The following is a 22,309-nucleotide window of genomic DNA, read 5'->3' on the forward strand; positions in this document are numbered from 1 at the left end:
TTCCCAGGCTCGTGAGCGACCCGGTCACCGAGCTGGCCAGGATGGGCACCGACGCCGCTGGGCGGGTCGTCCGGCTTCACCTCGGGCCGTTCCGCCCGTACCTCATCTCGCACCCCGACCATGTCCAGCAGGTGCTCAAGACGGACTGGACCAACTTCGTCCGCGCGGGCGTCTTCTGGCGGCCGCTGCAGCGCCTGATCGGGCACAGCATCCTCGGCGAGGGCGAGAGCTGGGCGTCGGCGCGGAAGATCCTCCAGCCGCTGTTCACCGCCCGCTACACCGCCTCGCTGGCCGAGGACATGGCCGACACCATCGCCGCGCGCATCTCCGAGCTCGACGACTACTCGCGGGCGGGCCGGCCGATCGACCTTGAGCACCAGATGACCTCGATCGTCAACGACACCGTGATCAAGGTGCTGTTCGGCGGCCGGATCTCCCGTGACACCGCCGAACGGCTGGCGCCCGAGTTCGCCACCTGCGCGACCTCGATCGGCTTCCGCATGCTGCTCCCCTTCGCCCCGTACTCGATCAGGGTGCCCGGCGACCGCGCCTTCCTGCGGTCGGCGAAGAAGATCGACGAGATCGTCTACCCCCTCATCGAGCAGGCGCGGCACGAGAAAACCAGGAGCAAGGAGGTCGTCTCGGCGCTGCTCGCGGCCCGGCTGGAGAAGGAGGGCGAGGCCGACCTGCGGCAGGTGCGCGACGACCTGGTGAACATCTACGGCGCCGCCTCCGAGACCACGGCCATGTCGCTCATCTGGCTGTGGCAGGTGCTGCACGACCATCCCGGCGTGCGGGAGCGGCTGCAGGAGGAGGTCGACCGGGTGGTGGGCGACGATCCGGTACGTCCTTCGCACATCACCTCGATGCCCTACCTGCGCATGGTCCTCCAGGAGCTGCTGCGGGTCTATCCGAACGCCTGGGTCGTCCCCCGCCAGACGGTGGCGGACACGGAGATCGGCGGCGTGCCGATCAAGGCGGGGTCCCAGGTGCTGATCAGCCCGTACACGACCCACCGGCTGGAGGAGTTCTGGCCCCGGCCGCTGGAGTTCGACCCCGAGCGCTGGGCCGACGAGAAGACCGCGCTCTCGCACCGGTACGCGTTCGTCCCCTTCGGGGTGGGCCCGCACGTCTGCCTCGGCCAGCACCTGTTCTACATCGAGGCCTCCCTGGTGATCGCCAACGTGATGAGCAGGTTCCGGCCGGTCGTGGCCAATCCGCAGCAGCTGAAGCCCGTACCAGGGGGAGCCACTTTGAGACCCAAGCAGAAGCTGTTCCTCCAGCTGCACCCGGCCGAGCGGACGCGTGCGGCGTGAGCGTCGGCGAGGCGGCGGACATCACCGCGGGTACGGACATCGCCGCGGAAGCGGGCGAACTGGTCACGAGCCTCATGCTGCGGCCGTGGGGGCAGGTCTCGACCTCCGTGTACGAGACCGGCCGGCTCGTGTCGCTGGCCCCCTGGCTGACCGGGCATCGGGAACGCACCGACTACCTGATCCGCACGCAGCGCCAGGACGGCGCCTGGGGCGCGCCCGACGGGTACGGCGTGGTGCCGACCCTGAGCGCCACCGAGGGCCTCCTGGCGGCACTGACGCGCGCGGACCCGGACACCGATCGCGCGAGCCTGGCCGGCGCGGTGGAGCGCGGCCTGCGCGTGCTCACCACCTGGCTGAGCGGCCCGCTCGACCTGCCCGACATGCCGGCGATCGAGCACATCGTCCCCTCCCTGATCGCCCGCATCAACCAGCGCGTCGAGGACTTACCCGGTCAGGCGCCGATCCCGCTGCCCGCGGCCATGAGCTACGACGCGCTCCACGTCGTCAGGTCGCGGGTCAGGTCCGGCAAGGAGGTGCCGGAGAAGCTGCTGCACGCCCTGGAGATCGCCTCCGACGCCGCCGCGGGGGCGCCCGGCATCCGGCCCACCCCGATCGGCAGCGTCGGCGCCTCACCCGCGGCGACCGCCGCCTGGCTCGGAGAGCACGGGGAGCGCGACGCGCACGACCCGGCCCGCGGGCACCTGGAGGCGGTGGTCCGGCTGTACGGGGGCCCCGTGCCCGTGGGGCTGCCCATCACCGTGTTCGAGCGCGGCTGGGTACTGAGCTGGCTGCTGCGGGCGGGGGTGGAGATCGAGGTGCCGCCGGAGATGGTGGCCGACATCAGGACCGCGATCGGCCCGGCCGGCACGCCCGCGGGCCCTGGACTGCCCGCCGACGCCGACACGACGTCCGTGGCGCTGTACGCGCTGGCGCTGCTGGACGCGCCGTACGAACCGGACAGCCTGTGGGGGTTCCGGGCCGGCACCCACTTCTCCACCTGGCCCGGCGAGCAGGGCGTCTCGGTCAGTGTGAACGCGCACATCCTGGACGCCTTCGGCGAGTACGTCCGCCGCGTGCCCGCCGCCGCGCCGCGCTACGAGGCGGCCATCGGCGAGCTGACCGGGTGGATCCGCGAGCGCCAGCAGCCGGACGGGAGCTGGACGGACCGGTGGCACGCGTCCCCGTACTACGCGACCGTGAGCTGCGCGCTGGCGCTCGACGCCTTCGGCGGGGAGTCCGCGCGGGACGCGGTGCGCGCGGCGGCCGAGTGGACGCTGCGGACCCAGCGGCAGGACGGCTCGTGGGGCCGATGGGAGGGCACGGCGGAGGAGACCGCGTACGCGATCCAGATCCTGCTGCTGACCAGCGGGCACGCCGACCCGCGGCGGCTGGAGGCGGCGGACCGCGGTCACGCGCACCTGTCGGGCCGGGCCGGCGAGCACCCGCCGCTCTGGCACGACAAGGACCTGTACGTGCCCACCGCCGTGGCCCGCGCCGCCGTGATCGCGTCGTCGCACCTCGTCCGGCGGGCACGGGCACAGGCGGTTCAGCCGCGATGAGCGTCCGCGTCGGCGGCGAGGTCCTGGACGGTGTACGCGTGCGTGTCCCTGGCCATGTACCAGCCGCCGCTGAAGAACACGCACCTGCGCTGCCCGTCGGCGACCCACGCCAGATCGGCGGGCAGGCCGGCCAGCGCCCGCGTGAAGTCCGCGTTGAGCTCGCGGATGTGCGCCGACACCTGCTCGACGGCCGCCTCGGTACGCAGGCCCGCGCGTTCGAGGATGAGGACCGCGTTCGGCTTGCCCTCGCTCCGCTCGCGCTCGAACGTCCTGACGTCGTTGGCCAGCCGCAGGCAGGCGGCCCCGAGCTCGGTGACCTGCCCGACGGTCTCCCAGGCGGCGGCGTCGGCGGGGCCCGGGCCGCAGATCCCGAGCGCCGCCAGCCACCACGTGTGGTAGAGGAACGTGACGGTGGCGTTGGGCAGGTAGTCCGCGTAGGCGGGCCACGGCTCGCCGCCCGTCGCCCAGACGCTCTCCTGCGCCATGGCGGCGCCGGTGAGCTCCAGCTGCTCCGCCAGGAGCGGCGCGTACGCGGCGGCGGCGCCGTACCCGTGGAAGCGGTCGCACCACGTCTGCCAAGCGTGCAGGGCCTGCTCCATGGGCGTGGTGCCCGGCCCCGTCTCGATCCGCTCGCCGACCAGGACGGAGGACAGCCGCCGGAACAGCGCCACGACGTCCTGGTCAGTCCACCTGCCCGTGACGTTGCCCATGACGCTGCCCATGACGCTGCCCGTGACGTTGTCGGTGATGTCGTCGACGCCGAACAGGATCGTGCTCAGGGCCCCGAGGTCGGCGATCTGCTCGCGCCGCGCCCCCGGGAACGTGGCCGCGGCCGACAGGCAGCTGAAGGCCAGCCGGCTTCCGGCGCTGTCTCCGTCGGCGAAAAGGGCGGTATAGGGACTCAGCAGACGGGCCACATCAGGGGCGGAGTCGAGTGCGGCTCGCAGGATGCCGCCGCGGTCCTCCGGTGGCACGCCCGCCAGTTGATGTGACTGTTGAAGGAGCTGGTCAGCGAGGTCATTGTGGATGCGGAAATAAACGGAGGCAGGCTCGGTCACTTGCCGAGAATATCGTTTCTGACCCATTTTGGGGTGAATTTGACTAAATTGTGTCAATAGCCCGGCAAGTGTGATTACCGTTGCTTGAGAGACGCTTTGCCGGTGCGCTAGAGTCCCTTGATCGATATGATGTCCAGCGTCCCCGCACGTCAGGTGGCTGGCGTTCAACATGTGACTTTCACCGGGTGGATATAATGCGCTTCCGCAAGACGCGGCTGCGGACCAAGATCACGGCCATGCTGCTCTCCCTGGCAGCCTTGTGGGTCTTCGCCGCGTGGGTCACCCTCCGTGAGGGCGTCAACCTCCTCTGGGTCTCCCAACTCGACAGCGCTGTGTCGGCCCCGAGCGACCCTTTGCTGTTCGCGCTGCAAAAAGAGCGTCGTATTTCGATGGTGAGACTGAGCGAGAAGACCGCCCAATCTCGCAAAGAACTGGAAACGCAGCGTAAGCAGACCGACCGCTTCCACGCGGCTTTCCGTGAGTCGGCGAGCTCCGGCGTGGTGGATCTGGCTCTCGACGACCAGGGCGACGAGCGGCTCGCCGAGATGCTGACGCGGCTGGAGTCCCTCAAGGAGGTCCGCAAGGGCATCGACGCGGGCCGGTTCGACCAGACGCGCACGTCGGACGCGTACGCCGACGTCATCGACCCCATCTACGGCCTCTACGGCTCGCTGGCGACGCTCGACGACAAGGAGCTCGCCGGAGACGTCCGCTCGCTGCTCGCCCTGAGCCGCGCCAGAGAGCTCCTCACCAGAGAAGACGCGCTGCTGGCCGGCGCGCTCGCCGACGGGCGGCTGACCCCCGACACCCTGGCCGGCTTCTCCCAGATGGTGGGCTCCTGGCGGATCACCGCCGAACAGGCCGCGACCGACCTGCCCGACTTCGACCGGGCCGCCTACGACAAGCTGATCAAGGGGCAGTCGGCCGTCCGGCTGCAGACCCTGGAGAACAGGGTCATGGCCTACGACCAGAGCTCCCTGAGTCTGCCGTTCACCGCCGCGGAGTGGAAGTCGGCCACCGAGCGCTTCCTGACCGACTTCAACACCATGGTCCTCGACGCCGGTGACCGCGTGGTCGAGCGGACGGTGCCGGTCGCCGTCAACGTGATCGTCCGGCTGGTCCTGGCCGGCGGCCTCGGCCTCCTCGCGGTCATCGCCTCGATCATGCTGTCCATCACCACGGCCCGGTCCCTGTTCGCCCAGCTGCAGAAGCTGCGCGACGCCGCCCACGAGCTTTCCGACGACCGCCTGCCCGGCATCGTCGAGCGCATCGGCCAGGGCGAGGAGGTCGACGTCGCCAAGGAGGCGCCCGCGCTCGACTTCGGTGACGACGAGATCGGCCAGGTGGGCCAAGCGTTCAACACCGTCCAGCGCACCGCCATCGGCGTCGCCGCCGAGCAGGCCGAGCTGCGCCGCAGCATCCGCGACATCCTGCTCAGCCTGGCCCGCAGGACGCAGGGCCTGGTGCACCGCCAGCTGACCGTCCTCGACGTGATGGAGCGCCGCGAGACCGACCCCGAGGAGCTCAAGGAGCTCTTCCGGCTCGACCACCTCGCCATCCGGATGCGGCGCAACGCGGAAAACCTCATCGTCCTGTCCGGCTCCGCGCCCGCCCGGACATGGCGGCGCTCGGTCCCCATGGTCGACGTGGTCCGCGGCGCGCTGGCCGAGGTCGAGGACTACACGCGGGTCTCGCTCATGCCGATGGGCGACGTGGTGCTCGTCGGCCGGGCCGTCGGTGACGTGATCCACCTGCTCGCCGAGCTGATCGAGAACGCCGTGTCGTTCTCGCCGCCTTACACGAACGTGCAGGTCAGCGGGCAGCTCGTGGCCAACGGGTACGTGATCGAGATCGAGGACCGCGGCCTCGGCATGAAGCCCGAGGACCTGGAGGCGGCCAACGAGCGCATCGCGGACCCGCCGGAGTTCCGCATCACCGGCACCGCCCGGCTCGGCCTCTACGTGGTCAGCCAGCTCGCCAGGCGGCACGAGATCCAGGTCGTGCTGAAGGCGTCCCCGTACGGTGGCACGACGGTCGTCGTCCTGCTGCCGCAGGAGCTCGTCCAGCTCGACCCCACGCCCGAGCCGCACGACGGCGAAGGACGTGACCGGCTGCCGCGCAGGCAGCCGGCGGTGGCGGCGGCGACCCGGCCGGCCTCGGCCGAGAACGTGCGCACGCTCAAGCCCGGCCGCCCCACGGCCGTCCCGCGTCCCTCGGCCACTCCTGAGAACGGACCGGGGAGCAGGCCCGCGACCAGGCCGGAGCCCCGGCCGGTGTCGCGTCCCACCCCCGTGGCCGACCCGAAGCCGGCCGCTGAGCCGGCCCCAGAGCCCAAGAGCGCCCCGGCGCCCACCCCAGAAACAGCGACAGAGAAGCCGGCCGACCCGGAGCAGCAACCTGTGGCCGAGTTCACCCCATCGGGGCTACCGTTGCGCGTGCCCCAGGCCAACCTGGCGCCAGCGCTGCGTGACGACACGCCCACGCAGCCCGACCTCGAGGAGGACGATGACGAGCGCTCGCCGGAGGAGATCCGCGCGATGATGGGATCTCTGCAGTCAGGCACCCGTCTGGGCCGCACCCGCGCGGCCGAGATGATGGACGAGCAGCCCGGAGGTGAAGCATGACCCCGTCTACGGGAACCGACCTCAACTGGCTGCTCGACGACCTGGTCGGCCGGATCAAGGAGACCGAGCACGCCATCGTGCTGTCGTCGGACGGACTGCTCATGGCCTCCTCCGCGGGCCTGCAGCGGACCGACGGCGAGCACCTGTCCGCCGTGGCCTCAGGGCTGCAGAGCCTGGCCAAGGGAGTCTCCGAGCACATCTCCGGCGGCGAGGTGCGGCAGACGGTCGTCGAGTGGAAGAACCAGTTCCTCATCGTGACCACCGCGGGCGAGCGGGCCTGCCTGGCCGTGCTGTGCGCGCAGAACGCCGACATCGGGCTGGTCGCGTACGAGATGGCGATGCTGGTGGCCCGCGTGGGCCAATACCTGACCTCGGGGGCCCGCAACGCCGAGGCCATCGCCAGGAGCGACCGGTGAGAGGCGCCGGCGAGCCCACGGACGAGCACTGGGTGGATCCGGAGATCATCCGGCCCTATGTCGTCACGCGCGGCCGTACCCAGCCTGCCCACGGCAGGTTCGACCTGATCTCCATGGCGCTGGCGGTGGGCCCTCCACCCGGGCCGGACGCGGGGCTCGATCCCGAGCACCTGCGGATCATCCAGCTCTGCCGCGAGCCCAAGTCCGTCGCCGAGATAGCCGCCTACCTGGACCTGCCGGCGGGCACGATCCGGGTGCTGCTCGGCGACCTGTTCGACCGTGAACTCGTCTCCGCGCAGGAACCACGATCCGAGGTGGACATGCACGACATGAAGATGTACAGGGCGGTGCTCGATGGTCTTCGCTCGCTCTGAGCGTCCGCGCCTGCCGACGGCGATCAAGATCCTGGTCGCGGGTGGGTTCGGCGCGGGCAAGACGACCATGGTGGGAGCCGTCTCCGAGACCCGGCCGCTGCGCACCGAGGAGGTGCTGACCGACCGCGGCATCGGCGTGGACGACCTCACGTCCGTCGAGGCCAAGCGGACCACCACCGTGGCGATGGACTTCGGCCGCATCACGCTGGGCAGCGACTACGTCCTGTACCTGTTCGGCACGCCAGGGCAGGAGCGGTTCTGGTTCGTGTGGGACGAGCTGGCCGAGGGCTCCCTGGGCGCGGTCATCCTGGCCGACACCCGGCGGCTGGCCGACTGCTTCCCGTCGGTCGACTACTTCGAGCGGCGCGGGACGCCGTTCGTGGTGGCGGTCAACTGCTTCGAGGGGGCGCCGACGTTCGAGCTGGACGAGGTACGCCTGGCGCTGCAGCTCAGCCCGTCCGTTCCGATCATCATGTGTGACGCGAGGAAGCGTGAGTCGAGTCGTGAGGTGCTGATCGCGCTGGTCAAGCACTCGGCCCGGCTGCGCGCCGAGCCGGTCGGCAGCTGATCTCCCGGGCCTGGGAGCGCTCGGAAGAGCGTTCCCAGGCTTTTTCGTTCGACCGGGGTATCGGCCTGTAGGCCCGGGGTCGGGCTCAGGCGACGACGGCGAGCAGGGTCGTCATCGCGGCCGTGAGCTCGGGGTCGCCGCTCGACGTGGAACGCTCGCGCGCCTCCCCCACGGTGATGCCCCTGCTCGCCAGCCGCCAGAACACGTCCTGGTCCATCGAGACCCGCGCGGCCGGCTCGCCCGCGTCCTCCGCCATGCGCCAGCGGCCGTCGCGCCGTACCGTGCTCCACCGTCCACCGGCCGGCCCCAGCACCTCCAGCTCGGCCGCCGTCCCCTCGGGCCGCTCGATCGTGCGCAGGGTGTGCGGCAGGGCGCGGGCGAAGAGGTACGGCACCGGAGCCATGAGCTCCGGCTGGGTGGCTCCCGGCATGGACACGGCGTCGCGGATCTGCTGCTGGTGCACCCAGAACTCGGTGTACTCGCGCCCGATGTCGAGCCACGTGGGGCTGTCGACGTCGGTGGCGGCCCAGGACACGTTCAGGCCGGCCGGTGACTCCAGGTCGTGCGCCGCCCAGACGGCGTCGAGCTGGGGCCCGAGATGCTCCAGCAGCTCGATCAGCAGTCTCGGGCTGAGCTGGCGGGTGGCCGCGACGAACTCCCCGTTCGTCCGCGCGAGGTAGGCGGGCAGCGTCTCGTCGTCGGCGAAGACGGCGCCCGCGTAGCCGTCGCGGCTGCCCGACAGGCGCCGCAGGTAGTCGTTGAGCACGTGTCCGGCGATGTCGTGCACGTCCCAGCCCGGACAGATCGTCTCCTTCGACCAGTCCCCCGGGCCGAGGGCGCGCAGCAGGCCGAGCAGGGCCTGCCGTTCGCGCGGGAACAAGGGGCGGACGTCGATGACGGGACCGAAGATCGTCATTTTCGTGGTTCTCCCGGGTAGCGGTGCTCAGTAGCGCACGGTGATGCGGCCGGCTGCGGGGGCGACGGTGACGGTGCCGCCGTACGGGACGACCAGCTGCGGGTCCGTGTGCCCGACGTCCACGTTGAAGACCAGTGGAATGTCCGGGTTGTACTCGGTGAACGCCCTCAGCACGGCTTCCCGCTGGGCGGCGATGTACTCGGCCTTGCCCTCCGGCGTCAGCCGCTTGTCCATCGACCATGCCTTGGGCCGGCCGACGACGGCGGCGCCGAAGTGCTGGAGCAGGCCGCGCTCGCCCATGGCCATGACCACGCGGTAGACGTAATTCGCGTCGGGCAGCTCCTCCGAGGTCTCCAGGAACAGCACGCAGCCGTCGTACGTGGCGGGCGGCCTGATGTGGGTGCCGACGCGCAGGTTCCAGTCGACGATCTCCAGGCAGCCACCCCACGAAGGGCCGGTCACCTCACGTTCCGGGCCGTGCCACTGCCAGCCGTCGCCGGGGAACAGCTCGGGCTCGCTCAGCAGCGTCTCCGGGTCGCCCCAGTCGCGGTCGACGTCGCTGTGGCCCGTCGCGGGACGCAGCTCGTACTCGTCGTGCGTGAACAGCGCGGCCCGCAGGGCCTCTTCGGTCTGCGCGTGCATCGCGCCGCCGCGGCCGAACGCGGTCATGATCGCGCCGCCGTAGTAGGAGACGATGCCGAGGTTCCACAGGTAGTTGCACAGGTTGGTGTTGTCGCTGAGGCCGAAGAACGGCTTCGGGTTCGCGCGCAGGACGTCGGGGTCGAGGTGACGCAGCACCTTGATCTGGTCCTCGCCGCCGATGGAGGTCAGCACGGCCTTGATCGACGGATCGGCGAAGGCCGCGTTGACGTCGGCGGCGCGCGCGGCAGGGGAGGCGCCGAGCACGCGGGTGGTCGGGTATTCGACCGGGATGAGCCCGAAGCCCTTCTCCAGGCGGGACAGGCCCAGCTCGTACGGGGCGGGGAAGATGGCGGGCAGCCCGGCGGCCGGGGACAGGATCGCGACTCTGTCACCGGGCGCCGGTTTGTCGGGGTAGGCCAGCATGCGGAGCAAGTTACCCGAGCCCCTTGACCCGGGCCACGGCTTTTCCGTCCGGGGGCTGTCAGGGCGGCGCCGCTGCCGGAGGGGCGTTGATATCGGGGGCGGCGTCAGGCGCCGTCCCGGCGGTGTCGATGTTGGAAGAGGGCGGGCTCAGCCGCCGTTCGCGGACGACAGGTTGGCGTTGATGTGGGCGATCCGCCCCAGCCCGTCGAAGTCCACGACCGCCGACAGGCCGGGCCCGGAGAGCGTGGCCTGATCGCCGTCGAACCTCACACCGAGGCCCCGGTGCTTGGCATAGCTGTACACCACCCGCCGGTGGTCCGACAGTCGCAGGCCGGCGAGCGCCTGCTGCATGACCCGCATGACACGGACCGACTCGATCACAGGCAGGTGGAAGTCGGGGTGCTCCACCAGGAAGGCCGCGCGCGTGCCGCCGCCCGCGTCACCGTTGTAGGAGGTCCAGAGGCCGGTCACCGCCTTGGCCGCCTCGGTCATCAGCCCGGCGACGATATGCGGCTCCGTGGGCGAGCCCGGCAGCGCACTGAACGGGACCTCCGCCGAGGCCAGCTCCTGGATGCCGTGCTGGAGCCCGAAGTCGCGCAATTTCGCGGCCGTCGCCGCGACCTCGGGCGGGAAACCGGACGGGTTCGCCCACGCCCACAACCACGAGCCCGGACCGGGGGCGGCGCTGCCGAGCAGGTGGAAGGCGGTGCACGTGCGAGGCCGCACCCCGGTGAACTCGAAACGCTGCGCCTGGAGGTCCACGTGCCAGCTGTGCTCGGCCAGGACTTCTTCCAGATGCAGCTGGTGTTCCAAGGAGATCAGGGCGGCGTCGTCGAGAAGGTCGGTGAAAGTCAGCGAATTCTGCACCCCCGGGAGACTATTAGGTCGCACCCGAATCCAGTGCAGTCTTTCCCGAAATATCCGAATAAAGCAGGGACCGAGCGACCCCTGACGCCCTGCTCGGACCGACGCGAGACGTCGTGGTGGCGAGGGCCAAAGAAATGCGATACACGCTGGTGGCAAGGGCATGCGGGGGCAGTGTGAGCTGAGGGGAGCGATGACGGAACGGCGTGACGTGGGCGAGGGTGCGGGTGCGGGGAGCTCGGCGGGTGGGGGCGAGCGGAAGGCGGCGCATCGGGCCGGGGATACGGCGCTGGTGGTGACGGTGCCGGAGGCGGAGGCGCTGGTGGGGCGGTGGCGGGAGCGCGAGGACGGCATCCCGGCACACGTGACCGTGCTGGTGCCGTTCCTGCACACGAGCCGGATCGACGACAACGTGCGAACCGAGCTGCGGGCGCTGTTCCGGCTGCATCCGGCCGTGGACGTCGGCTTCCGGCGGGTCGGGCGCTTTCCCGAGGTGGTCTACCTGGCGCCGGAGCCCGCCGAGCCGTTCGTCCGGCTGACGGAGGCGGTCGTGGCGCGCTGGCCGGAGACGCCTCCGTACGGCGGGGCGTACGACACGATCATCCCGCACCTGACCCTGGGGCGCGCCGGCGTGGTGGAGGAGTCGGCCCTGGACGGGGAGCTGCCGCTGACGTCCCGGGCGCGGGCCGTGACACTGCTGGTGTGCGTGGACGGTGAGCGCTGGACGGAGGGCGAGGTGTTCCCGCTCGCCTGACGCCTCATCCCCGGTTCACTCTGGTCCGGTTCGGTCGGCGCTCGGAGTGCGGGCGTTCAGGTACGCGTGCAGTTCGGCGGCGCCGTGCAGCATCGCGCGGCCGCGGGCCGACAGCCGCTCGTGCCAGTCGTTCAGTGCGCTCTCCAGGGGCGCGAGACCGCCGGCCGCCCGGACCTGGGCGAGCAGCAGGGCGATCTGCTCCAGCGGGTAGCCGCCTCTCCTGAGCTGGTGCGCGAGCTGCGCGTCCCGTACGTCGGCGGCCGAGTAGACGCGATACCCCGTCTGCGGATCGCGGCGCGGCGTGACCAGCCCGGCCCGTTCCCACTTGCGCAGGGTCGCGGGCCGGATGCCGAGCCGGACGGCCAGCGGGCCGATGAACGTGCCGGCGACCGGTGACGGGTCCGGCGGTTCCAGGGCGCGCAGGGCCTGTTCGACGGCCCGGAGGGTGCGGCGGTCGTCGAGCAGCTGGGCGTGGCTCTCGTCGATCAGCCGCAACGCCTCCTCCTCCGCGTCCCGGTGCACGGCGCACATGATCGACGTGGCGGTCCGGTGGCCATGGGCGGGCACCAGGGCGAGGAACGCGCCCAGAGCCCGGGAGTGCAGGCGGGTGTAGGTGCGGTAGCCGTACTCGGTGCGGGCGGCGGGCGGCAGGATGGCCGCGTCCTCGTAGTTGCGGACCGCCTGGGTCGACAGGCCGTGCTCACGCGCCAGATCCACCGGCCGGAGTCGCGCACCGGGCATCGAGCGCCTTTCCGTGTTGACGGGTTGCTCAGATTACCCGGTCCCCGGTCGCGGAACGGCCGGCGTCTCCTGCCCCGCGGGCGATCCCGCACACGCGAGAGGGCCCGGCCGGGAAGTCCGGCCGGACCCTCATCGGGCAGGCGCCCCAGGGGCAGGGGGGGTACGGGCGCCCTGTTGGTCAAGCCCTGCTGTGGTTGCCGAGCAGGGTCAGTGCTTCGACGCCTTCTCCGCGCCGACGCCGGTGAGCGAGCGGACCTCGATCTCGGCGTACTTGGCCGCGTTGTACTCCTTGCTGAGCACGGTGCCGATGTAGCCGCACAGGAAGCCCAGCGGGATGGAGACGATGCCGGGGTTGCTCAGCGGGAAGATGACGAAGTCGGCCGTCTTGAACAGCGCCGTCGGACCGCCGGACACCACGGGCGAGAAGATCACCAGCGCCAGCGCGGAGACCAGGCCGCCGTAGATGGCCGCGACCGCGCCGGCCGTGTTGAACCTCTTCCAGAACAGGCTGTAGAGGATCGCCGGCAGGTTGCCCGAGGCCGCCACCGCGAACGCCAGCGCCACCAGGAACGCCACGTTCTGGCCCTGGGCGAGGATGCCCAGGCCGATCGCGACCGCGCCGATGACGAAGGCGGAGATGCGGGCCACCACGACCTCCTGGCGCTCGCTGGCCTGGCCGCGCTTGAAGACGTGCGCGTACAGGTCGTGCGAGAAGCTGGAGGAGGAGGCCAGCGTGAGCCCGGCGACCACGGCCAGGATCGTGGCGAAGGCCACGGCTCCGATCAGCGCCAGCAGGATCGTGCCGCCGAACGAGCCGAAGATCTCCTCGCCGATCCGTTGCGCCAGCATCGGCGCCGCGGTGTTGCCCGCCGCGTCTCCCTCGGCGATCGCCGTCTTGCCGACCAGGGCCGCCGCGCCGAAGCCGAGGACCAGGGTCAGGAGGTAGAAGACGCCGATGATGCCGATGCCCCACAGAACCGACTTGCGGGCGTCCTTCGCGGTGGGAACGGTGTAGAAGCGGATCAGGATGTGCGGCAGACCCGCCGTGCCCAGCACCAGGGCCAGGCCCAGGCTGATCAGGTCGATCTTGCCCGCCAGGCCCTGCGCCTCGGTGCCGTACTTCTGGCCCGGGCTGAGGAACGCCTCGGGGTTGGCCTTGGGGCCGCTGACCGTGGCCGCCTGGCCGAGCAGGGCCGACAGGTTGAAGCCGAACTTGCCCAGCACCAGCAGCGTCACCAGGGCGGCGCCGCTCATGAGCAGCACGGCCTTGACGATCTGGACCCAGGTGGTGCCCTTCATGCCGCCGAAGACCACGTACACGATCATCAGGGCGCCGACGCCGACGATCGTCCACGCCTTGCCGGCCGGGCTGTCGATGCCGAGCAGCAAACCGACCAGCGCGCCCGCGCCCACCATCTGCGCCAGCAGGTAGAAGATGCTGACCACGATCGTGGACACGCCGGCCGCGGTGCGGACCGGGCGCGGGCTCATCCTGAAGGCCAGCACGTCGGCCATGGTGAACTTGCCGGAGTTCCGCATCAGCTCGGCCACCAGCAGCAGCGCCACCAGCCAGGCGACCAGGAACCCGATGGAGTACAGGAACCCGTCGTAGCCGGACAGCGCGATGATGCCCGCGATGCCGAGGAAGGACGCGGCCGACATGTAGTCGCCGCCGATCGCCAGGCCGTTCTGCACGCCGCTGAACGACCGGCCGCCGGCGTAGTAGTCGGCGGCGGTCTTGGTCTGACGGCTCGCCCAGAAGGTGATCGCCAGGGTGGCGGCCACGAAGGTGAGGAAGAGGATCATCCCCAGGGTCGTCGAGGTCACTGGGTCTCCTCCTCCACCTCGTGGCGCAGCTTGTCGGCGATCGGGTCGAGCACCTTCTCCGCGTGCCTGGCGTACGCCCACGCGATGAGGAACGTGGAGAGGAACTGCAGCAGCCCGAAGACGAGCCCCACGTTGATCTCACCGATCAGCTCGATGGCCATGAACCCGCGCGCCCAGCCGGACAGCACCACGTAGAGCAGGTACCAGACGAGGAACGCCACGGTCATGGGGAAAGTCCAGCGGCGGAAGCGCCGTTTCAGTTCCTGGAACTCACTTCTCTCCTGCATTTGCTCATAGACCGATGCGTCATGTTCTTGTGTCGTCACGAGACCTCCACTGTGATGCGGATCACGCCCAACGTAAGAGCGCAACCTACCTGTCGTGGAGATCCCAAGGAGGGTTGTTCGCCGAGCCGCTGCGGGCGGGCGATTAGTTGGGGATGGCCTGCGGTGAAAGGTCCGTCTAGCGCGATGAGCGGTCGGCTATCCCAATCACCCCTTTACGGCTCCAGCCGTCAGTCCCTCGACGATGTAGCGCCGGATCGCGGCGAACAACACCAGCGTGGGCACCACCGACACGACCGTGGCCGCGGCCATCGAGCCCCAGTCGATGTCGTACTGGGTGATGAAGGAGTTCATCGCCACCGGGATCGTCTTCGCGTCCTCGCTGTCGATGAACGTGATCGCCAGGAACAGCTCGTTCCAGCACTGCACGAACGCGAAGATGAACGTGGCCGCGATCCCCGGCAGCATCACCGGGATGACCACCCGCACCATCGCCACCAGCCGGGAGGCGCCGTCCACCTGCGCGGCCTCCTCCAGCGCCACCGGCACCCGCTCGTAGAAGCCGCGCATGATGATCGTGGCGAACGGCACCAGCATGGCCACGTACACCAGCATCAGCCCCGACAGGCGGTTGAGCAGGTCGAGGTCGGACATCAGCAGGTAGAGCGGCCCGAGCGCGATGAACAGCGGGATCATCTGGGTGACCAGGAACGCCAGCATCAGCATGCCGCGCCCGGGGAAGGCGAAGCGGGCCAGCGTGTAGCCGCCCAGCACGCCGATCGCGGTCACCGCCGCGGCGGCGGCGAGCGAGACGAGCAGGGAGTTGAGCAGGTACGCGCCGAAGTCGGCGAACGAGAACAACTCGGCGTAGTGCTCGAAGGTCGGGTTCGCCGGCCAGTACCGCAGCGGCACCGAGAAGATCTCCGGCTTGGGCTTCAGCGAGGTGACGACGATCCAGTACAGCGGGAACAGGGTGATCAGCAGCCAGGCGCCGAGCACGACGACCTTGGCCGTGAGCGCGAGCCGCCTCATCGGGCCTTCTCGAATCTCGTGGCGTTCAGGTAGAAGACGCTGAAGGCCAGCAGCAGGCCCAGGATGAGCAGGCCGACCGCGCCCGCCCGGCCGTAGTCGCCGCCGATGACCTGCTGGATGAGGAACGTGGTGATGATGTCGGTGCTGCCGGCCGGGCCGCCGCCGGTCATGGAGTAGATCAGGTCGGGGAAGTTGAGGATCCAGATGATCCGCAGCAGCACGATCAGCGCCAGGGTGGGCCTGATGTGCGGCAGCGTGACGTGCCAGAACTGGCGCAGCCGGGAAGCCCCGTCGACGGAGGCCGCCTCGTAGAGCTCCTTGGGCACCGACTGCAGCGCGGCCATGATCATGATGGCGAAGAACGTGACGCCGTACCAGATGTTGGCCACGATCACCGAGGTCATCGCCCAGCCCGGCGTGGCCAGGAAGCCGATGCGCCCGTCGATGAGCCCCGTCTTGAGCAGCAGGTCGTTGATCACGCCGAACTGGCCGTTGAACATCCACCGCCACAGCAGCCCGATCAGGAACCCCGACATCGCCCAGGGGAAGAAGACCCACGCCTGGTAGAGCCCCCGGCCCCGGAAGTGGCGCCGCAGCAGCAGCGCCAGCCCGAAGCCGAGGAAGAACTGGAAGAACAGCGACACGGCGACCCACGTGCCGGTGTTGCGCAGCGCCGTCCAGAACCGCTCCTCCCCCAGGACGGCCCGGAAGTTCTCCAGGCCGACGAAGGGCGTCGAGGTCAGGTCGAACAGGTTGTAGCGCTGGAACGCGATCACCGCGCCGCGGATCATCGGGTAGTACGTGAACAGCACCACGAACACCACGCCAGGCAGCAGGCACAGCGCGATGAACCGGGCCCTGCGGACGGTGAAGGCGCGGTTCACGACACCTTCTTGGCCTGGTCCGCCCAGAAGGCGTCCCACGCCTTCAGCACCTCGGCCGTGCTCTTCTTGCCGGTGATCAGGGCCTGGACGTCACGGTCGGAGTCGACCAGGAACTGGCTCCAGCCGGGGTAGTCGACCGGCCTGATCGTGATCACCTGCTTGGGGTCCTGCTGGGCCTCCAGGTACGCCTTCCACGCGCCCTGCGAGAACTGCGGGTCGCTCTGGGCCTGCTTGGAGATCGGGATGAGCGAGTTGCCCTTGGCGAAGGCGATGCTCTGCTTGGCCTCCGACAGGAACTGCACCAGCTTGACCGCCTCCTTCGGGTGCTTGGTGAAGGAGGTCGCGCCCCAGCCGGCGTAGCCGACGGGCTGGTAGGCGTACCCGCTCGGGCCCTTGGGGATGGGGGCGGTGGACCAGGCCGTGACGCCGCTCTCCTCGACCGTCTTGATCACTTCCGGGTCCTGGATGAGCATGCCGGTGACGCCCGAGGTGAAGCCCTGGACCATCTCGGGGTAGCCCCAGGAGACGGAGTCGGGGGGCGACGCCTCCTTGAAGATCTTCACGTAGAGGTCGAGGGCCTGGGCGGCCTCCGGGGTCGAGAAGATCGTCCGCTTGTCCTTCAGATAGAAGGATTTTTCGGGATCCAGGGCTTCGCCGTTGTACGCGCTGATCATCATCACCGCGTAGTCGGCCCCGCCCTTGCCGCCTCTGAACGAGTAGCCGAAGCGGTCGCCCGAGGTCATCTGCTTGCCCGCCTCGTACAGCTCCTGCCAAGTAGTCGGGGGCTTGGTCATGCCGTAGTCGGTCCGGTAGAACAGGGTCCGCTGGTAGAACCCGTACGGGATCAGGTAGGGCTTGCCGCCGACCTCGACCGCCTTCTTCTGGGCCAGCTCGGTCAGGTCCGACCAGCCGGCCCAGTCCGTGGTGGGCAGCTCGGCCAGCCAGCCGTTGTTGGAGAAGGACTTGGCCGTGTGGTCGCGCACTTCCAGCACGTCCAGGTCCTTCTTCGTCTGCAGGATCTGGGTGATCTTCTGGTCGGCGCTGTCGAGGGGCGGGGAGACGAGTTCGACGGTGACGCCGGGGTTGGCCTTCTCGAAGTCGGCGATCAGGGACCTGATGAGCTTCGTACGTTCCGGGCTGGTCAGGCTCTCGATCATCCGCAGCCGTATCTCGCCCGAGGACGACGAGCCGAAGCCGCCGCATCCGGCGGACACCAGCGTCACGGCGACCACGGCCGCCAGGAGGAGGGGGTTTCTCACGACGAGCCTCCCGCGATGGTTCTAGACAGCGCTGTCAGTCACGCGCTGTGAGCCAACCTAGGCGACCAGCCCCTCAAGCGCCAGACCAAGGTCCTTGATCAAAGTGTCCGCGGGCTCCAGGCCGACCGAGAGCCGCACCAGACCGACGGGGATGCCCATCGTGGCCCGCACGCTCTCCTCGGTGGTCAGCGCGGGTGCGTTCACCAGGCTCTCGAACCCACCCCACGACACCCCGATCCTGAAATGTCGCAATTTATCGAGAAAAGCTGAGACCTTCTCCCGCGACTCCGTGTCGAGCTCCACGCTGAACAGGCTGGAGAACCCCGACATCTGCCGCAGCGCGATCGCGTGCCCCGGATGCGACGGCAGCCCCGGATGGTTCACCGCCCGCACCCCCGGATGATCGTTCAGGAAGGCCGCCACCGCCAGGCCCCGCTCCTGGTGCGCCGCCATCCGGACCGGCAGCGTGCGCAGGCCCTTGATCACCTTGGCCGCGTCGTGCGGCGACATGGCGGCCCCGTAGAGCTGGTACTCGGTCAGCGCCAGCGGCCTGACCAGCCGGGCGGAGCCCACGACGACCCCGCCCACCAGGTCGCTGTGCCCGCCGATGTACTTCGACAGCGAGTGCACGACGAGGTCCACCCCCATCGTCAGCGGCTTCTGGAACAGCGGCGTGGACCAGGTGTTGTCCATCACCGACACCAGCCCGTGCTCCCGCGCCCACGCGGTGATCCCGGCGATGTCCACGACCTGGTAGGCCATGTAGGAAGGGGACTCGAAGTAGAGTAGGCGGGTGCTCCCCCTGATTGCGCTGTCACATTGCGCGAGGTCCTCTACATGCGTGTGCGTGACCCCGAACTTCTCCAGATAGCGCAGGAACTGGGTGGTGGGTCCATAGACCGCGCCCAGCACCAGCACGTGGTCGCCGGCCGACACGAGGGAGGAGATCGTCGCCGAGATGGCGCCCATGCCCGAGCCGAAACACTTCGCCCGCTCTCCCCGCTCGAGCGCCGCGAGCTTACGCTGGGCGAGGTCGACCGTCGGGTTGGTCCCCCGCCAGTAGACGTAGCGCTCGTCCTCGTTCTTGATCGCCTCGCCGAGTTCCTCCGCGGTCTCGAACGTGAACACCGAGTTCTCGTACACCGGCGGGTTGACCGCGCCCAGCACCCACGGCTCGTCCTCGCCCAACCGGCTACAGATCCAATCGTCATCCATGGGGGCAGACTATGACAGCTCGCACGCCTAAGCCGACGATGGCCGACGTGGCCAGGCACGCGGGCGTGAGTCTCAAGACCGTCTCCCGGGTGGTCAACCAGGAGCCGCACGTCAGGACGTCCCTGCAGCAGCGGGTGCAGGCGGCGATCAGCGCGCTCGGCTACCGCCGCAACGAGGCCGCCGCCCGGCTGGCCAGGGGCGCGACCATGCTGACGCTGGGGCTGGTCATGGAGAACATCTCCAACGAGTTCTACTCCCGCCTGGCCGCCGCCGTCGAGGCCGCCTCCGCCGAGCACGAGGCGCTGGTCGTGTTCGGCTCGTACGAGGAGAGCTCCGCCAAGGAGCGCATGCTCATCGAGTCCATGTACGCGCGGGGCGTCGACTCCCTCATCATCGTCCCCTCGGCGGCCGACCACGGCTGGCTGGCCGAGCACGCCGGCCTCACCACCGTGTTCGTGGACCGGGTGCCGTCCGGGCTGCAGGCGGCCGACGTGGTCCTGCTCGACGACGTGTGGGGCGGCCGGGCCGCCACCGAGCACCTGCTGGCCCACGGGCACCGCCGCATCGCGCTGATCTCCGACGACGACGGGCTGAGCTCGGTGCACGACCGGGCCATCGGCTACCGTACGGCGCTGGCCGGGGCCGGGGTGGCGGCCGACGACGAGCTCGTGGTGTGCGGGGTGTTCGAGCCCGCGCGGGTCGCCCACGAGGTCACCAGGCTGCTCGGCCTGCCCGAGCCGCCGACCGCGTTCTTCGCCACCAACAACCGGGCCGCGATCGGGATCCTGCAAGCCCTGCGGGAGCGGCCCGAGCGGCCGGCGTACGTGGGGTTCGACGACTTCGCCCTCGCCGACGTGTTCAACCCCGGCGTCACCGTGGTCCGCTACGACGTCGCCCGGCTGGCCCGCAGCGCGGTCGACCTCCTGCTCAACCCGTCGCGGGTGGCGCGGCGGGTGAAGGTGCCGGTCGAGCTCGTGGCGCGCGGCTCGGGAGAAATCCCGGCCTGATTCCAAGACGAGGTCAGGTCTCTGCATGCCCTCGTCTGAATCGTCCCCTGGGCGGGTAGCCACCCGGCTGTACGACTTCGGGGCCGGCTCAAGGAGAAGAGCGATGTCCGAGAGCGACGATGCCGAGACCTCGTGGGAGGCCGCCGATCCGGACGTCTACCTGGACGTGCCCATGGTCAAGGTCGAGGAGCTCGTCCTGGACGTGCAGGACCTGCGGGCCAAGGTGTCGCTGCAGGCCGAGGTGCTGGATCTGCTCAGGCTGAACGTGGGCGCGGACGTGGTGCTGGGGAGCGTCAACCTGACGATCAAGGGCGTGGAGGCGCAGGCGGTGCTGCAGGTGCGGCTGGACAACGTCGCGCGCATCATCGACCGGGTGCTGACCACCATCGACGACAACCCGCAGATCCTTGAGCACGTGACGCGCGAGCTCGGGTCCGCCGTCCACGACCTCGGGGCCGGGGCGGGGCACGCGGTGCGCGACGTGGGCGTGGGCGCCGGCCACGCGGTCCGCGACCTCGGGGCCGGCACCGGGGGCGCCGTACGGGACGTGGGGGCGGGCGCGGGCGCGGCGGTCCGTGACGTCGGGGCCGGGGCCGGGGAGGTCGTACGAGACGTGGGCACGGGCCCCGGTGGCACGGTGCGGGACGTCGGGGCAGAGGCCGGAGAGGTCGTACGGAACGTCGCGCCCGGAGCCGGAGAGGCGGTGCGAGACGTCGGGACCGGGGCCAGGGAGGTCGCGCGGGACGTCGGCCCCGGAGCCGGAGAGGTCGTGCGGGATGCGGCGGTGGGGGCCGGGCCTGTCGTCGAGAAGCCCGGCGGCACGAGGCCGGAGGAGGGGACGGCGGCGGGGACGGCTGCGGGGCACGAGGTGGAGGCGATGAGCGCGCCCGAGCTGGCCGCCGCCCTGGCCCGCAGGACCTTCAGGGCCGGCCGCGACTGGCTCGACCACCTCACCGGCGGCCCGGGACACGCGGCCAAGCGTCATCCCAGGCGTAAGTGAGGACCCGCCGTGCCGGTTCCTGAGCGCCCGGCCGTGCCCGACGTCGAGATCAGGGCCTCGGTGAGGGCACGTGAGCTCCGCTTCCGTGCACGCCCCGAGGTGAGCACGCACGCGGAGACGGAGCCGGCCGGGGAGCACGCCTCGGGCAGCGACCGCACGAACCTGCCCGCCCAGGTGGCGGCCGGCGTGACTTATCACGACATCCAGCTCGACTTCCGCATCGCCGCCCGCCTGACCGCCCCACCGCCCGGCTCTGGCCTCCCGCCCGAGCCCCGGCCCGATTCGCCGTCACGGCCCGCACCGGAACCCCGGCCACCAGCCCAGCCGGCGCCCAAGCCTCGGCCCCGATCCCCCACCCGGCCCGCACCTGGACCCGGGCCCCAGCCTCCGGCTGAACGCTAGACCGGGGTGCCCGGGCCGGGATGAGTGGTGCGGCCGGTTTCGTAGGCGTCGTGGAGGACCGTGGCCAGTTCGTCGGCCAGTTCCGCGCTGGCCGCGACCACACCGCTCCAGCGCCTGGTCAGGTCGGTGTCCAGGACGATCGGGCGGCCGAACACGTCCCTGACCGCCCCGCCACCCGCCTCGGCCAGCACCACGGAGGCGGCGATGTCCACCAGCCGGTGCGTGTCCGTGGCGGCGTCGGCGAACGCGTCCGTCGCCCCCTGAGCGACCAGGGCGCCCTCCAGGCAGCTCGTGGACAGGATCCGTACGCGCCCCGCCCGGCGCGCCACCTCCCACCACGCCGACGCCGCCCCCGGGTCGGCGGGATGGGGGCGCAGCAGGGAGACGGCCGCACCGGGCAGGGACGTGCGGCCGGTGGTGCGCAGCGGGGACGGCGTGCCCGCCTTCGCCCACCAGCTCCGCCCGGTGTCCAGCCACACGGTCAGCCCCTCGATGAACGCGTCGTCCACGGCCACGGCGGCCGAGAACGCGGACAGGGGCACGCCGGCGGCGGCGTTGTTGGAGCCGTCCACGGGGTCCATGACCAGGGTCAGCGCCGAGCCGTTGTCGACCCAGCCGGTCTCCTCGGTCAGCACGTTGACCGGATGGCGCGACAGCGCGGCCAGGATGGCGTTCTCCACCAGCAGGTCGATGCGCATGGTGGGCGTGCCGTCGGCGCCCTCCGCCACGACCTCGGCCAGGGTGGCGCGGTCGTGCTCGGCGGTGGCGTCGGCGTACGCCTCCAGCGCCGCCACCGCGGCCGCGGCCAGCGCGGGATGAGCCTGCACGGGCACCCCGGCCACCCACCCACGCCCCTGCGGCACCGAGGAGCCGATCCGCCGCCGCCCGGAGGAGCCATGATCTCGTGGCTCCAGGGTGGGTGCGGGATCGTCGGGTCGTTCGGGTCCGTCCGTCGCCGGCATCGCCGTCCTCCCTCTCCGGGAAAGCCGCTCCCCAGGAATCCGTCACGTGAAGTCCCGTCACATGGAGGCGGCCCCGCCCTCGTCATACCCCCGCAGTCAGCAGAGTCTCACTCACCGTTATGGCCATCCGTACGGCCGGGTCTCGTGATCGGGGCGGCGGGACGTCACCCGGCGAACTAAAG

22 protein-coding genes are annotated in these 22,309 nt (G+C 70.5%); 10 read left to right on the forward strand and 12 right to left on the reverse strand.

All coding sequences use genetic code 11. The features are described 5' to 3' along the window. Positions 1-11: 11 nt before the first annotated feature. Both AB0C28_RS10020 and AB0C28_RS10025 read left to right on the forward strand, forming a co-directional pair. Positions 12-1,316, forward strand: a complete 1,305-nt coding sequence (locus AB0C28_RS10020) for a cytochrome P450 (RefSeq protein ID WP_357845107.1) — start codon at positions 12-14, stop codon at positions 1,314-1,316. After that, positions 1,313-2,875: a prenyltransferase/squalene oxidase repeat-containing protein gene (locus tag AB0C28_RS10025; protein ID WP_358073623.1), complete on the forward strand. Its 1,563-nt coding sequence runs from the start codon at positions 1,313-1,315 to the stop codon at positions 2,873-2,875. The genes AB0C28_RS10020 and AB0C28_RS10025 overlap by 4 nt, the downstream gene beginning before the upstream one ends. Here the strand turns inward: AB0C28_RS10025 and AB0C28_RS10030 are convergent. Beyond that, complete coding sequence (locus AB0C28_RS10030) at positions 2,863-3,849, reverse strand: terpene synthase family protein (protein WP_358073624.1); 987 nt, start codon at positions 3,847-3,849, stop codon at positions 2,863-2,865. The genes AB0C28_RS10025 and AB0C28_RS10030 overlap by 13 nt on opposite strands. A gap of 278 nt (positions 3,850-4,127) precedes the next feature. On the opposite strand from AB0C28_RS10030, the gene AB0C28_RS10035 reads away from it, so the two are divergent. From AB0C28_RS10035 to AB0C28_RS10050, 4 genes are read left to right on the forward strand one after another with little or no spacing between them, the layout of a single operon-like run. Further along, complete coding sequence (locus AB0C28_RS10035; RefSeq protein ID WP_357845098.1) at positions 4,128-6,557, forward strand: nitrate- and nitrite sensing domain-containing protein; 2,430 nt, start codon at positions 4,128-4,130, stop codon at positions 6,555-6,557. Next, positions 6,554-6,973 (forward strand): roadblock/LC7 domain-containing protein, encoded by a 420-nt coding sequence (locus AB0C28_RS10040; RefSeq protein WP_346108268.1) that lies wholly within the window; start codon positions 6,554-6,556, stop codon positions 6,971-6,973. The genes AB0C28_RS10035 and AB0C28_RS10040 overlap by 4 nt, the downstream gene beginning before the upstream one ends. Beyond that, the gene (locus AB0C28_RS10045; RefSeq protein WP_357845094.1) at positions 6,970-7,347 is read left to right on the forward strand and encodes a DUF742 domain-containing protein; all 378 of its coding nucleotides are present in this window, start codon (positions 6,970-6,972) and stop codon (positions 7,345-7,347) included. The genes AB0C28_RS10040 and AB0C28_RS10045 overlap by 4 nt, the downstream gene beginning before the upstream one ends. Further along, positions 7,328-7,915 (forward strand): ATP/GTP-binding protein, encoded by a 588-nt coding sequence (locus AB0C28_RS10050; RefSeq protein WP_357845091.1) that lies wholly within the window; start codon positions 7,328-7,330, stop codon positions 7,913-7,915. The genes AB0C28_RS10045 and AB0C28_RS10050 overlap by 20 nt, the downstream gene beginning before the upstream one ends. 85 nt (positions 7,916-8,000) lie before the next feature. Here AB0C28_RS10050 and AB0C28_RS10055 read toward each other — a convergent pair whose 3' ends face one another. From AB0C28_RS10055 to AB0C28_RS10065, 3 genes are all read right to left on the reverse strand, one after another. Beyond that, positions 8,001-8,831, reverse strand: a complete 831-nt coding sequence (locus AB0C28_RS10055) for a maleylpyruvate isomerase N-terminal domain-containing protein (RefSeq protein ID WP_357845088.1) — start codon at positions 8,829-8,831, stop codon at positions 8,001-8,003. Positions 8,832-8,858: 27 nt separating this feature from the next. Then, positions 8,859-9,896: a S66 peptidase family protein gene (locus tag AB0C28_RS10060; RefSeq protein WP_358073625.1), complete on the reverse strand. Its 1,038-nt coding sequence runs from the start codon at positions 9,894-9,896 to the stop codon at positions 8,859-8,861. Positions 9,897-10,043: 147 nt separating this feature from the next. Next, a complete protein-coding gene (locus AB0C28_RS10065) occupies positions 10,044-10,763 on the reverse strand; it encodes a DUF6882 domain-containing protein (RefSeq protein ID WP_357845082.1) in 720 nt (239 codons plus the stop codon). A gap of 190 nt (positions 10,764-10,953) precedes the next feature. On the opposite strand from AB0C28_RS10065, the gene AB0C28_RS10070 reads away from it, so the two are divergent. Continuing rightward, positions 10,954-11,514: a 2'-5' RNA ligase family protein gene (locus AB0C28_RS10070; protein ID WP_358073626.1), complete on the forward strand. Its 561-nt coding sequence runs from the start codon at positions 10,954-10,956 to the stop codon at positions 11,512-11,514. A 15-nt stretch (positions 11,515-11,529) separates the two neighbouring features. Here AB0C28_RS10070 and AB0C28_RS10075 read toward each other — a convergent pair whose 3' ends face one another. The 7 genes from AB0C28_RS10075 to AB0C28_RS10105 all read right to left on the reverse strand — a co-directional run bounded on the left by AB0C28_RS10075 (position 11,530) and on the right by AB0C28_RS10105 (position 18,756). After that, on the reverse strand, positions 11,530-12,255 hold the full coding sequence (locus tag AB0C28_RS10075) for a TioE family transcriptional regulator (protein ID WP_358073627.1): 726 nt from the start codon (positions 12,253-12,255) through the stop codon (positions 11,530-11,532). 207 nt (positions 12,256-12,462) lie between these two features. Continuing rightward, entirely contained in the window at positions 12,463-14,061 is a 1,599-nt protein-coding gene (locus AB0C28_RS10080) for a cation acetate symporter (RefSeq protein ID WP_357845304.1), read from the reverse strand. A 17-nt stretch (positions 14,062-14,078) separates the two neighbouring features. Next, positions 14,079-14,369, reverse strand: a complete 291-nt coding sequence (locus AB0C28_RS10085; RefSeq protein ID WP_357845074.1) for a DUF485 domain-containing protein — start codon at positions 14,367-14,369, stop codon at positions 14,079-14,081. Between the two features lie 204 nt (positions 14,370-14,573). Then, the gene (locus AB0C28_RS10090) at positions 14,574-15,398 is read right to left on the reverse strand and encodes a carbohydrate ABC transporter permease (protein WP_357845071.1); all 825 of its coding nucleotides are present in this window, start codon (positions 15,396-15,398) and stop codon (positions 14,574-14,576) included. Next, a complete protein-coding gene (locus tag AB0C28_RS10095) occupies positions 15,395-16,282 on the reverse strand; it encodes a sugar ABC transporter permease (RefSeq protein WP_357845068.1) in 888 nt (295 codons plus the stop codon). Before AB0C28_RS10095 ends, AB0C28_RS10090 begins: the two co-directional genes overlap by 4 nt. Beyond that, positions 16,279-17,541, reverse strand: coding sequence for a sugar ABC transporter substrate-binding protein (locus AB0C28_RS10100; RefSeq protein ID WP_358073628.1), 1,263 nt, complete (start codon positions 17,539-17,541; stop codon positions 16,279-16,281). The genes AB0C28_RS10095 and AB0C28_RS10100 overlap by 4 nt, the downstream gene beginning before the upstream one ends. A gap of 57 nt (positions 17,542-17,598) precedes the next feature. Beyond that, positions 17,599-18,756 (reverse strand): PLP-dependent aspartate aminotransferase family protein, encoded by a 1,158-nt coding sequence (locus AB0C28_RS10105; protein WP_358073629.1) that lies wholly within the window; start codon positions 18,754-18,756, stop codon positions 17,599-17,601. 11 nt (positions 18,757-18,767) lie between these two features. On the opposite strand from AB0C28_RS10105, the gene AB0C28_RS10110 reads away from it, so the two are divergent. From AB0C28_RS10110 to AB0C28_RS10120, 3 genes are all read left to right on the forward strand, one after another. Beyond that, positions 18,768-19,763: a LacI family DNA-binding transcriptional regulator gene (locus AB0C28_RS10110; protein WP_357845059.1), complete on the forward strand. Its 996-nt coding sequence runs from the start codon at positions 18,768-18,770 to the stop codon at positions 19,761-19,763. Positions 19,764-19,866: 103 nt separating this feature from the next. Then, positions 19,867-20,763, forward strand: coding sequence for a hypothetical protein (locus AB0C28_RS10115; protein WP_358073630.1), 897 nt, complete (start codon positions 19,867-19,869; stop codon positions 20,761-20,763). 9 nt (positions 20,764-20,772) lie between these two features. Further along, positions 20,773-21,165 (forward strand): hypothetical protein, encoded by a 393-nt coding sequence (locus AB0C28_RS10120; protein ID WP_357845053.1) that lies wholly within the window; start codon positions 20,773-20,775, stop codon positions 21,163-21,165. On the opposite strand, the gene AB0C28_RS10125 is transcribed toward AB0C28_RS10120, so the two are convergent. Then, positions 21,162-22,127 (reverse strand): inositol monophosphatase family protein, encoded by a 966-nt coding sequence (locus tag AB0C28_RS10125; protein WP_358073631.1) that lies wholly within the window; start codon positions 22,125-22,127, stop codon positions 21,162-21,164. The genes AB0C28_RS10120 and AB0C28_RS10125 overlap by 4 nt on opposite strands. Positions 22,128-22,309 lie beyond the last annotated feature (182 nt).

This window comes from Nonomuraea sp. NPDC048892, assembly GCF_040649735.1.
Lineage (GTDB): Bacteria > Actinomycetota > Actinomycetes > Streptosporangiales > Streptosporangiaceae > Nonomuraea > Nonomuraea maheshkhaliensis.

Coding starts and splice junctions, on each gene's coding strand:
- AB0C28_RS10035 (WP_357845098.1), top strand. CDS start 4,128: ATGCGCTTCCGCAAGACGCGGCTGCGGACCAAGATCACGGCCATGCTG.
- AB0C28_RS10040 (WP_346108268.1), top strand. CDS start 6,554: ATGACCCCGTCTACGGGAACCGACCTCAACTGGCTGCTCGACGACCTG.
- AB0C28_RS10050 (WP_357845091.1), top strand. CDS start 7,328: ATGGTCTTCGCTCGCTCTGAGCGTCCGCGCCTGCCGACGGCGATCAAG.
- AB0C28_RS10055 (WP_357845088.1), bottom strand. CDS start 8,831: ATGACGATCTTCGGTCCCGTCATCGACGTCCGCCCCTTGTTCCCGCGC.
- AB0C28_RS10060 (WP_358073625.1), bottom strand. CDS start 9,896: ATGCTGGCCTACCCCGACAAACCGGCGCCCGGTGACAGAGTCGCGATC.
- AB0C28_RS10070 (WP_358073626.1), top strand. CDS start 10,954: ATGACGGAACGGCGTGACGTGGGCGAGGGTGCGGGTGCGGGGAGCTCG.
- AB0C28_RS10075 (WP_358073627.1), bottom strand. CDS start 12,255: ATGCCCGGTGCGCGACTCCGGCCGGTGGATCTGGCGCGTGAGCACGGC.
- AB0C28_RS10080 (WP_357845304.1), bottom strand. CDS start 14,061: ATGATCCTCTTCCTCACCTTCGTGGCCGCCACCCTGGCGATCACCTTC.
- AB0C28_RS10085 (WP_357845074.1), bottom strand. CDS start 14,369: ATGCAGGAGAGAAGTGAGTTCCAGGAACTGAAACGGCGCTTCCGCCGC.
- AB0C28_RS10090 (WP_357845071.1), bottom strand. CDS start 15,398: ATGAGGCGGCTCGCGCTCACGGCCAAGGTCGTCGTGCTCGGCGCCTGG.
- AB0C28_RS10105 (WP_358073629.1), bottom strand. CDS start 18,756: ATGGATGACGATTGGATCTGTAGCCGGTTGGGCGAGGACGAGCCGTGG.
- AB0C28_RS10110 (WP_357845059.1), top strand. CDS start 18,768: ATGACAGCTCGCACGCCTAAGCCGACGATGGCCGACGTGGCCAGGCAC.
- AB0C28_RS10115 (WP_358073630.1), top strand. CDS start 19,867: ATGTCCGAGAGCGACGATGCCGAGACCTCGTGGGAGGCCGCCGATCCG.
- AB0C28_RS10125 (WP_358073631.1), bottom strand. CDS start 22,127: ATGCCGGCGACGGACGGACCCGAACGACCCGACGATCCCGCACCCACC.